Source organism: Kocuria sp. CPCC 204721 (assembly GCF_040980945.1).
Classification (GTDB): Bacteria; Actinomycetota; Actinomycetes; order Actinomycetales; family Micrococcaceae; genus Kocuria; species Kocuria marina.
The window spans coordinates 300,036-310,333 of sequence record NZ_JAVKPO010000002.1 but is presented as its reverse complement, the minus strand read 5'-3'; the positions used below and the strand labels follow the sequence as shown (position 1 = coordinate 310,333).

Genomic DNA, 10,298 nt, shown 5'->3' with positions numbered 1-10,298 from the left:
CATGCCGGGACCGGCTGGCTACCTACGCCTACATCCTCCCGGAGGCAAGCGCCACGAAAAAGGTAACGGGGGGAGCCGAGGGTCGGCGGGCGAGCTTGGTCGTGGTGCCGTCGGACAGTGCCAAGGCGGGCTCGTTCGGGGACGCGGTGTCGGCGGCCGCGCGGGCGGGTGTGCTGGGCATGGTGCGCTCCGTGGCGCGCGAGAACGCCGTGGTACCCATGACGGTCAACGCCGTGTGCCCGGGTCCCACGGACACCGCGATGTACCGCGAGCTCGCGGACGCCCAGGGCCTCACGGGGAAGGTCTTCTCCGGGATGACGCGGGGCATCCCCGCCCGCAGGCTCGGCACCCCCGAGGAGGTCGCGGCCACGATCCACTTCCTGCTCTGCCCGGGGACGGCCTACATCACGGGCCAGGCGATCTCGGTGAGTGGTGGGTTGACGATGTGATGGAGGCGCCGGGTCAGCGCGGGATGCCCGCCACGGCTTGCAGCCGGTGGCTGGTCATGCCTTCACGGTCGATGATCGGTAAGGCCCGCTGGATCCGCTCCTGGACGGCCGGGATCTGGAGGGACGCTTGATGGTCCTCCTCGGTGTCCCAGACCTCGGTGACCCACACGGCATCAGGATCCTCGGGATCGGTGGCCACGAGGTAGAGGCGGCAACCGGGCATGGGCTCGGCGGCGTCGTTCTCGGCCAGGATGCCCGCGAGCGCGTGTCCGTTCCCGGGGGTGGAGCGGAGGCATCCGTGGAGCATGAACAGGGCGGTGGTGTCGGCTGTGCCGACGGATGTCGTCATGGAGCCAATCTAACCGCTGTGTGTCGTGGAACACAGGGGTGCTGGCGGACAATGCCGGCGCTCCCGAAAGGGGCACGGACACCATGCCCCGGAACTGCTCCAGGGCATCATCTCCGGGCGCTTCGTCCGGGTGTGCAACGTCCGAACGGTGCCCGAGCGGCGTCGTAGTGTGAGCTCATGCGCCAGCGGACGACGACGGGCACGGCAGCGCGCCCCGGCGCTGGCAGGGTGCTTTTCGCGGCGATCGCGGGAACGGTTATCGAGTGGTACGACTACGCGTTGTACGGCACCGCGGCCGGGCTCAGCATCGGCCGCTGTTCTTCGCGGGGATGGACTCCGGGGCGTCGCCCAAACGCCGCGGGCTCTACACCTCGTTCGTGCTCTCCGCGCCGCCCGCCGGCATCGTGCTCGCGTGCGTCGCCTTCCTGTGGGCCGCATCCCTGGGCGACGACGCTCTGCTCACGTGGGCCTGGCGCATCCCCTTCCTGGTGTCGGTGGTGCTCTTCGCGCTCGCGGTGTTCATCCGGGCCAAGCTCGAGGAGAGCCCCGAGTACGAACAGGCCCTGGCGCGTGCACCTCCGGCTCCCAGGGCGCGCTCCTGGCCGGCCTGTTCCCCACGGCGGAGCGCTTCAGCGGTATCGCGCTGGTGCGCGAGACCAACGGTGCGATCGTGGCGGGTTTCAGTCCGCTGATCGCGGCGGCACTGATCTCCGCGGCCGGCGGCAGCACGTGGGGAGCGGCCTTGTTCCTGGCGGCGTGCTGCCTCAGCCCCGTGCTCGCGGTGCTGCTGATGCGCTCGCGGCAGTATGCATGAAATGCCGGTGGCATGGTCGGCGGGTCCGGGGCGTCGCCCAGGGCGGCGGGCCCGCGGTATTTCCCCGGTCACGGCGCAGAGAATCACCGACCGGGAGGGCCGATAATCGCCTCACGCGTGTTCTGTCATCGCAGCGTGAGGGGTTCCACCGGCTGGCCTGTGACCGCGGCAATCAAGTCGAAGTCCGTGTCCATGGCCAGCACCGTCAGCCCAGCCTTCTCAAAGATCTCACCCACGCCCGTGTGCGGGCATCTCTCCGGTGACCGACACCGCTGTGGCGTCGGTCGCTTATGCGTGTCGGACGATCTTGGCACCGTCTCAGTAGTCGAATAAAGTTTCGAATAATCGGGGAGGCTAAGCCACCATGACGGTGCTGGAGATGACGGAGACCGGGCAGTACGAGGACCCGTGGGACACGGTTCCGGTGATCGGTGCGGGCATGCCGGTGGAGCGTCCCACGGGGCTGGTGGGCGGCTCCACGGACCCCGCCCTCGATGATCTCGCGGTGGTGTGTGACATCACCGGGACGCCGTGTGTGGTGACGTACCGCGGTGAGGAGCATCGCGTCCTGCAGCCCGTCGTTCGCTGGTACGAACGCCGGAATTGGTGGGATGTGGAGGTCCGCGTGCCGCGTGAGAGCCGCACGAGCGCGGTGGATCAGGAGCGGTGGCGGGTGCAGGTCGTCCGGCCCGGGGTGGTTGTCGCACGCACCTTCGAGCTGGTCCGGAACCAGTTCACCGATCAGTGGCGGGTGCTCCGTGTCAGCGCCGCATGAGACCGCCCGTGGTCGCTGTGCGGAGTCCTTCCGTGTCACTTCATGTCGCCCGCGGAGCCGTCCGCGATTGACAGAAGTTCGAATAAAGTTTCGAATATGGGCATGTGGTTCCCCCATCTTCACGTGGCCTCGGCCTTCAGTGCGCACTACGGTGTGGCGCGTCCGGAAGAACTCGCCCGGGCGGCCGCGTCCCAGGGAGCACAGGTCCTCGCGTGCACGGACCGGGACGGCCTCTACGGTGCCGTCAAACACGTGCTGGCATGCCGCGCGCACGGTCTCGCTCCCGTCCTGGGTGTGGACATCGCCCTGCTGCGGACCCCGCGCGCCGGCGCGGGAGGCGCGCAGGGCCGGGCGGCCGGACAGCGACGTCGTCCGGCGGCACCCGTGGTGATCGGCCGGGCGGTGGTCCTGGCCACGGGACGCAATGGGGGAGCCGGGTACGCGGCCCTGTGCCGGGTGGTCTCCGCCGCCCACCGGGCTCATGACCGGCACGCGGCCCACCCCATCGGACTCAGCGCGGAGCAGTTGGCGCGGCACGTGCATCGTGCGGCGCGCCACGGTGATCCCGGGCTCGTGGTGCTGCTCGGCCCGGACTCGGACGTGGGTCGGCTGCTCGTGGGACGGCACTACCATGCGGCGCGCACCGCGCTGAACCGATGGCGTCACGCGCTGCCCGCGGGGACCCTCGTGGTGGAGACGGTGACCCACCTGGCGCCCCAGGGTGCGCCCCTGAGCATGGGGCACGCGGTGCGGATGTTCCAGATCGGGCGGCAGGCGCAGCTGCCCGTGGTGCTCAGCAACGCCGTGCGCTACGCCCACCCGGGGCAGGCTGTGACCGCGGACGTCCTGGACGCCGCCCGGACCTTGATGTCCCTCGACGAACTGGCCGGGGCGGATCGCGGTGTGCTGCAACCCAACGGGCAGGGCTGGCTCAAGGACGGTGACGAGATGAGTCTGCTGGCCCGGGAGATCGCCCTCGCCGCGGACCACGGTCAGGCGGGACACGGCGCGCTGCTCGCGGACACCCACCACCTGGCCCAGCGCTGCCGTCTGGATCCGGAGGGGGATCTCGGGGTGGACCGTCCGGTGATCCCGGAGGCCTCGGTGATCGGGGTGAGCGGTGACCCGGACCGGGAACTGGCCCAGCGTTGCTACGCGGGACTCGCCCGGTTGCATGCCGGCGAGGACTGGGACCGCACCGTGCCCGGACTCAACCGGGAGTCCCTGCGCGGACGGTTGGAACGGGAACTCGCGGTGATCGCCCAGCTCGGCTTCGCCGGGTACTTCCTGACCGTGGGGGAGGTCTCGGAACTGATGAGCGGCATGGGTGTGCGTCACGCCGCCCGCGGTTCCGGGGTCTCGTCCCTGGTGGTCCACCTGTTGGGGATCTCACCGGCGGATCCGCTCGAGTACGACCTCGTCTTCGAGCGCTTCCTCTCCCCGCTGCGCCCCAGCCTGCCGGACATCGACATCGACATGGAGAGCGCGCAACGCCACGCCGTCTACCACCGGATCTTCGAACGCTTCGGCCCCCGCCGCGTCACGCTCATGAGCATGCAGAACGCCTACCGCTCCCGCGGAGCCGTGCGGGACGCCGGACTGGCACTGGGGCTCGAGGCCCAGGAGGTGGACCACGTGGCCACCCAGTTGTGGCGCGTGCCCGGGGGCACCCTGCGGGAGGAGATCGCACGCCGGCCCGAACTCGCCCCGCTCGCGGAGCGGCTGCGCAGCAACCGGCAGTTGGACCTGCTCGTGGATCTCACCGAACGCCTCGACAGACTACCCCGGCACATCTCCATGCATCCGTGCGGGGTGATCCTCTCCGACACCACCCTGTTGCAGCGCACCCCCGTGCAGGCCAGCGGGATCGGGCTGCCCATGTCCCAGTACGACAAGCACGACATGGACCCCATGGGGCTGATCAAACTCGACATCCTGGGCGTGCGCATGCAGTCCACCCTGGCCCACGCCGTGGAGGAGATCACCCGGTTGCGACCCCACGAACCCCCGCCCAGCCTCGACACCATGCCCCGGGACGACCCCGACACCTTCCGGCTGATCAGTTCCACCCACACCCTGGGGTGCTTCCAGATCGAGTCCCCCGGGCAGCGGGAACTGATCGGGACCATGGGACCGGAGGAGTTCAACGACCTCGTCGTGGACATCTCCCTGTTCCGCCCCGGGCCCATGCAGGCCGCCATGGTCCGGCCCTACCTCAACGCCCGCCACGGCTGGTCCACGCCCACCTACCCCCACCCGGACCTCCAGGAGATCCTCGCCGAGACCCGCGGGGTGGCCGTCTACCACGAACAGATCATGCGCATCATGGACCGGATGACCGGGTGTGGTCTGGCCCGCGCGGACATCTGGCGGCGACTGCTCGGCTCTGCCTCGGAGGAGCCCGTGGAAACCGCTTTCCGCGACGGCGCCCGCGCTCGCGGCTACGCCCCGGACGTGATCGACACGGTGTGGGGGATCCTGCACGCGTTCGGCAGTTTCGGTTTCTGCAAGGCCCACGCGGTGGCCTTCGCGGTGCCCACCTATCAGTCGGCGTGGTTGAAGACCCATCACCCGGAGGCGTTCATGGCCGGGGTGTGGGAACATGACCCCGGGATGTACCCCGCCCGCCTGCTCGTGGGGGAGGCCCGCCGCATGGGGATCCCCGTGCTGGGCCCGGACGTCAACCGCAGCACGGACCACCACCGGGTGGAGTCGGTCACGCCGCGGCCAGGGACCGTGGTCTCGGGGGACCTGGACCGGGGGATCCCCCACACCCAGGACGGTGCGTGGGGGATCCGCATGTCCCTGGGTTCCATCGCGGGGATCAGCGCCGCGGAGATCGAACGGCTCGTGGCCGCCCAGCCCTACAGCACCCTCGCCGAACTGCGGGTGCGCGCCCGGCCCACCCGGCGCACGCTGCAACGGCTCGCGGAGGCGGGCGCCCTGGACTCCCTGTTGCACCGCGCCGAGACGCGGGCCTCCCACACGGACATGGTCCACTTCCTGCGGGAACAGGCGGATCGGCCCGCGACCGGGCGCGGGACCTCGGCCCGTGCGCAGCCCGGGGAGGGGCAGCTGGCCCTGCCCCTCGGGGACGTGGACCTGGCCGCCCTTCCGGCGCGGCTGCCTGAACCGAGCACGGGGGAGCGGGTCAAAGCGGAGATGGACACCATGCGCATCGAGGTCAGCGCCCACCTCATGGACTCGCACGGTGAGCTCATGCGTTCCTACGGGGCCACCCGCGCCGAGGACCTGTTGGGGTTGCGCAACGGCACCGAGGTGATCGTAGCTGGCGTGCGGGTCTCCACCATGACCCCGCCCATGCGCAGCGGCAAACGCGTGGTCTTCATCTCCTTGGACGACGGCTCCGGGGCCGTGGACTGCACGTTCTTCGACGAGGCCCAGGCCGCCTCCGGTGAGGTACTGTTCGCCCCCACGCTGCTGTTGGTCCACGGCCACACGCGCCGCACGGGCCCGCGGGGGATCGGGATCCAGGCGGCCCAGGCGTGGGACCTTTCCCGCCCGGAGACCCTCCCGGATCCCCGGTCCCTGCTGGGTTCGCGGCCCACACCGTCCCGTCCGCCGCGACCGGAGTCCGCTGAGGGCCCCGGACGACGCCGCAGCCACGGCCCCGAACGGCCCGGTGCCTCCCGGGGCCGCGCTCCCCAGGGGGACAGCGCCGTCGCCGGTGCGCACCCCCGCACCAGAACGGAGGTGAAACCCCAGGTCAGAAGGTGAATAACCGGCGCGCGGCTCGTGCCCCATGGGACACCGGGGCGCCACGTGGCCGTAACGCGGTGACCCTAGCGTGTGACTCACCCACCGCCCGTCGCGGTCGGATGCTCACCGCCCGTAGTAGCCGGACCCCCTCCGCCCGCAGCGGTCGGAACCCTTCGCACCAGGAGCACCACATGACCGAGAACACCTCACGTCCCTCGCGCCGGAACCTGATCACCGGAGGCAGCGCCATCGCGGCCGCCGGTGTGCTCGCCGCCGCGCCGTCGACCGCCTACGCGGCACCGGCGCTTGTGACCCAGCACGGCCACGGTCACAGTCGGATGCCCCTCTCCTTCGGGCGCAACGGCAGGTTCAAGATCGTCCAGTTCAACGACACCCAGGACGGCCCGCGCGCCGACCGGCGCACCATCGAGCTCATGAACAAGGTGCTGGACCGGGAGAAGCCCCAGTTCGTGCTGATCAACGGGGACGTGATCGACGGTTCCCCGCGCACCGACCGCGAGGTCAAGCAGGCCGTGAACAACGTGGTGCTGCCCATGGAGTCCCGGGGCATCAAGTGGGCGGTGACATTCGGCAACCACGACGAGGACTCCACCGAGGAGCACGGCACCGGGATGCGTGAACCGCAGTTGGTCGAGTTCGTGCGCCAGTACAAACACAACCTCAACCCCGGGGACGACCAGAAGGTCTTCGGCTCGTCCAACGCCCAGCTGTTGATCCGCGGGTCCCGCGGCCACGCCCCCGCGTTTGCCGTGTGGTTGCTGGACTCCGGCCGGTACGCGGAGGAACGCCCCGGCGGGCAGGACCGTGAGGGTCTCATGGGCTACGACTGGATCCGTCCCCAGCAGATCCGCTGGTACAACGACCTCTCGGTGGAGGCCGAGCGCCGTTACGGGAAGAAGATCCCGGGGCTCATGTACTTCCACATCCCCACGTGGGAGCACCACCACATGTGGTTCGGTCAGCAGTTCACTTCGGACGAGTCCGGGCACGCGGCCGCCGTGAAGCGTCACGGGATCGTGGGGGAGAAGCACGAGAACGTCTACACGGGCATGGTCAACTCGGGGATCTACGCCGCGGTCCTGGAACGCGGGGACGTCCTGGGCCTGTACTGCGGCCACGACCACATCAACACCTACATGGGCAACTACTTCGGGGTCGAACTGGGCTACGGCCCCGGCACGGGTTTCGGGACCTACGGGTTCAACGACGGCACCCGTGACGAGCACACCCTGCGCGGTGCCCGCGTGTTCGAGCTCGACGAGCGCACCAAGCGCGTCTACACCCGCACACGCCTGGTCTTCGCCAAGGACCTCGGGATCGACATGAGCCCCGAGACCCAGCCCATCGACCACCCCGAGCGCTTCCCGCGCTACGTGCGCGGCTGAGCCGCGGGCACCGGGGCCGGGCCCCGGGTCCGTCCTCGCGCCCGGGGCCCGACGCCCTGCCCGCAGCCCTGCCAGGGGTTCGACGGCACGGCCCCGCTCCACGACGCCGCGCGCCGTCGTCCGCGGCACGGTACGCCGCGACGTCGTGGGCCGGGAGTGCTGTGCAAAACTGTGAGGCATGGCGAAAAACAGTGGCGGAGGAGATCTGCTGCAGACCGTGGACCAGGTCACGGAAGAGGCGATCAACATCGCGTACCGCTTCGACCAGAAGCTGCAGCGATGGCGTCAGGGACGGGCCGTGCAGCGCGGGGACATCCCCACCATGCTCGCCTTCGACGGCTACGGCAGCCCCCGCTACGTGCGGGCCCTGGGGCGTGTGCTCCTCAAGACGGGCTTGCTGATCGAGGACACCGAGGACGCCGCGGAGTCGATCCGCGGGTGGCGTTCCTTCACGTCCGTGCCCTTCGCGTTCGCCCACGTCAACGTGTGGTTGGGCGAGCACGAGTTCCACCTCGTGGCGGACAAGGGCGGCGTGATCGACGTGGACCTCAAGGTCTCCATGACCCCCGGGGTGCACACCATTTACATGCAGGCCGAGGGCTCGGAGGTCACGGAGGCCAAGGTCACCGTGGTCTCGGACGAGCAGCACGTGGGGGTCGTGTGCGACGTGGACGACACCGTGATGGTCACCGCCCTGCCCCGCCCCATGCTCGCGGCCTGGAACTCGTTCGTGGCCAACGAGCACGCGCGCATCCCCACGCCGGGGATGTCCACCATGATGGACCGGCTGCGCCGCAGCCATCCGCACGCACCCTTCCTCTATCTCTCCACGGGGGCGTGGAACGTGGCGCCCACCCTGCGTCGGTTCCTCACGCGCAACGCGTACCCCGCCGGAGCGCTGCTGCTCACCGATTGGGGGCCCACCACGGAGCGCTGGTTCCGGTCTGGTTCCCAGCACAAGGTGCAGAACCTGCAGCGTCTGGCGCGCAACTTCCCCCACGTGCGGTGGATCCTGATCGGCGACGACGGTCAGCACGATCCGCAGATCTACTCGGGCTTCGCGCAGCGTCACCCGGACTCGGTGGCCGCCATCGTGATCCGCAACCTCTCACCCACCGAGGCCGTCCTGGCCGCGGGCACCCGCGCCTCGGAGGGCCATCACGTGACCGTTCCGGAGGGCACGCTGTGGATCGAGGCCAACGACGGCGCCTCCATCTCGGATCAGCTGAAGGACGCCGGGTTGCTCTGAACCCGCGCGGGCCACGGGGGCGCCCCGATCCTGGCACCCGTCGACCCGCCCCGAGCACATTGTCGGATGCACCCCCGAACGGAGGAACCATGGCACACACGACCCTCGGTATCACCGGCGCCACGGGACGCATCGGCGGGGCCGTCTCGCGCCGGCTCGAAGAACGCGGCGTCGCCCACCGGCTGCTCGTGCGTTCCCCGCACCGGGTCGCGTCCCACGTGGCCGCAGCGAACGGCCTGCTCGACGCCGCCACCATGGACTTCGCCGACCCGGACGGGGCCGCGGAGTCGATGGCGGGACTGGACACTGTGTTCCTGGTGTCCGCGTCCGAATCGGCGGATCGCAAGCAACAGCAACTGGCCATGGTCGAGGCGCTGTCCCGCGCGGGCGTGCGCCGGGTGGTCTACACGTCCTTCGCTGCACCCGCACCGGACGCGACCTTCACGTTCGCCCGCACCCACTACGCCACGGAGCAGGCCATCGAGCGCGCCGGTCTCGAGTACACCTTCCTGCGGGACAATTTCTACCTGGACGTCTTCCCGGACTTCGTCAGTGCCGACCGCGTCCTGCGCGGGCCCGCCGGGGACGGGCGGGTCGCGGCGGTGGCCCGCGCCGACGTCGTCGACGCCGCGCTCGCGGTGCTGCTGGATCCGCGAGGGCACGAGCGCGCGGCCTACACCCTGACCGGTCCCAGTGCGCTCACCCTGGACGAAATGGCGCGGATCATGACCCGTGTGACGGGGCAGGACCACCGCTACGAGCCCGAGACCCTCGAGCAGGCCCGGGCGTCCCGCGCTGGCTACGACCCCGAGCCGTGGCAGATGGAGGGCTGGCTCTCCACGTACACGGCGATCGCCTCGGGGGAGCTCTCGCGCGTCACGAACGACGTCCAGATGCTCACCGGGCACCCGCCCCGCTCCCTTGAGGACGTGCTGCGCGGCGCGTGAGACACGCTGTGCAAAAAAATTTTTCGTGACTTCTCCCGCCCGTCTTGTCCACATGGGCCCCGCGAGAACCGCGTGTTCTCAGGGCTCCCGGACGCGGTCCCTGTGGACAACCCGGGGAAAAGACGACATCCCCCTGTGGATCACACGACCACATCATGTTGGGTCCTGTTCCGGCACACGACACTAGATGTAGTATTGACGTAGATCTTCAACCACCTGGCGCACCACCCGGATCCAGAGCCGAACGGCCCCGGAAGCGCCCGAAAATTGGTACTTCCCGCAAGGAGAATGGGCTATGTCTGTCACCGTGTATTCCAAGCCGTCGTGCGTCCAGTGCAACGCCACCTACCGTGCTCTCACTAAGAAGGGCATCGACTACACCGTCGTGGACGTCACCGAGGACACCGCCGCCTACGAGCACGTGGTGGGCCTGGGATACCAGCAGGTCCCCGTCGTGGAGACCGCCACCGAGCACTGGTCCGGCTTCCGCCCGGACAAGATCAACTCGCTGGCCCTGCTGCGCTCCGCCTGAGCCGGAAACGGACGGGCCGCCGCGGGCGGCCCGGCACCACCCGGGCGAGTGGCCCCG

10 protein-coding genes are annotated in these 10,298 nt (G+C 69.8%); 9 read left to right on the top strand and 1 reads right to left on the bottom strand.

Annotation, left to right across the window (positions count from 1 at the left end):
- On the top strand, positions 1-449 hold a 449-nt coding region (locus tag RF637_RS04030; RefSeq protein WP_368844207.1), incomplete at its 5' end, for an SDR family NAD(P)-dependent oxidoreductase.
- A gap of 13 nt (positions 450-462) precedes the next feature.
- Here RF637_RS04030 and RF637_RS04025 read toward each other — a convergent pair.
- Positions 463-798 (bottom strand): putative quinol monooxygenase, encoded by a 336-nt coding sequence (locus tag RF637_RS04025; protein WP_206051984.1) that lies wholly within the window; start codon positions 796-798, stop codon positions 463-465.
- Between the two features lie 263 nt (positions 799-1,061).
- On the opposite strand from RF637_RS04025, the gene RF637_RS04020 reads away from it, so the two are divergent.
- The 8 genes from RF637_RS04020 (at position 1,062) to nrdH (ending at position 10,241) form a co-directional block, all read left to right on the top strand.
- Entirely contained in the window at positions 1,062-1,490 is a 429-nt protein-coding gene (locus RF637_RS04020; RefSeq protein ID WP_240505784.1) for an MFS transporter, read from the top strand.
- Positions 1,469-1,612: a hypothetical protein gene (locus RF637_RS04015; protein WP_240505783.1), complete on the top strand. Its 144-nt coding sequence runs from the start codon at positions 1,469-1,471 to the stop codon at positions 1,610-1,612. The genes RF637_RS04020 and RF637_RS04015 overlap by 22 nt, the downstream gene beginning before the upstream one ends.
- A 364-nt stretch (positions 1,613-1,976) precedes the next feature.
- A complete protein-coding gene (locus RF637_RS04010; protein ID WP_085108706.1) occupies positions 1,977-2,387 on the top strand; it encodes a hypothetical protein in 411 nt (136 codons plus the stop codon).
- Positions 2,388-2,483: 96 nt separating this feature from the next.
- A complete protein-coding gene (locus RF637_RS04005) occupies positions 2,484-6,125 on the top strand; it encodes a DNA polymerase III subunit alpha (protein WP_368844206.1) in 3,642 nt (1,213 codons plus the stop codon).
- Positions 6,126-6,298: 173 nt separating this feature from the next.
- Positions 6,299-7,513, top strand: coding sequence for a metallophosphoesterase family protein (locus RF637_RS04000; RefSeq protein WP_368844205.1), 1,215 nt, complete (start codon positions 6,299-6,301; stop codon positions 7,511-7,513).
- Between the two features lie 178 nt (positions 7,514-7,691).
- Entirely contained in the window at positions 7,692-8,762 is a 1,071-nt protein-coding gene (locus tag RF637_RS03995) for an App1 family protein (RefSeq protein WP_085108702.1), read from the top strand.
- Positions 8,763-8,851: 89 nt separating this feature from the next.
- Positions 8,852-9,709 (top strand): SDR family oxidoreductase, encoded by an 858-nt coding sequence (locus RF637_RS03990; protein ID WP_085108700.1) that lies wholly within the window; start codon positions 8,852-8,854, stop codon positions 9,707-9,709.
- Positions 9,710-10,004: 295 nt separating this feature from the next.
- Positions 10,005-10,241, top strand: coding sequence for a glutaredoxin-like protein NrdH (nrdH, locus tag RF637_RS03985; RefSeq protein ID WP_035962144.1), 237 nt, complete (start codon positions 10,005-10,007; stop codon positions 10,239-10,241).
- Positions 10,242-10,298: the final 57 nt, after the last annotated feature.

Coding starts and splice junctions, on each gene's coding strand:
- RF637_RS04025 (WP_206051984.1), bottom strand. CDS start 798: ATGACGACATCCGTCGGCACAGCCGACACCACCGCCCTGTTCATGCTC.
- RF637_RS04010 (WP_085108706.1), top strand. CDS start 1,977: ATGACGGTGCTGGAGATGACGGAGACCGGGCAGTACGAGGACCCGTGG.
- RF637_RS04005 (WP_368844206.1), top strand. CDS start 2,484: ATGGGCATGTGGTTCCCCCATCTTCACGTGGCCTCGGCCTTCAGTGCG.
- RF637_RS04000 (WP_368844205.1), top strand. CDS start 6,299: ATGACCGAGAACACCTCACGTCCCTCGCGCCGGAACCTGATCACCGGA.
- RF637_RS03995 (WP_085108702.1), top strand. CDS start 7,692: ATGGCGAAAAACAGTGGCGGAGGAGATCTGCTGCAGACCGTGGACCAG.
- RF637_RS03990 (WP_085108700.1), top strand. CDS start 8,852: ATGGCACACACGACCCTCGGTATCACCGGCGCCACGGGACGCATCGGC.
- nrdH (WP_035962144.1), top strand. CDS start 10,005: ATGTCTGTCACCGTGTATTCCAAGCCGTCGTGCGTCCAGTGCAACGCC.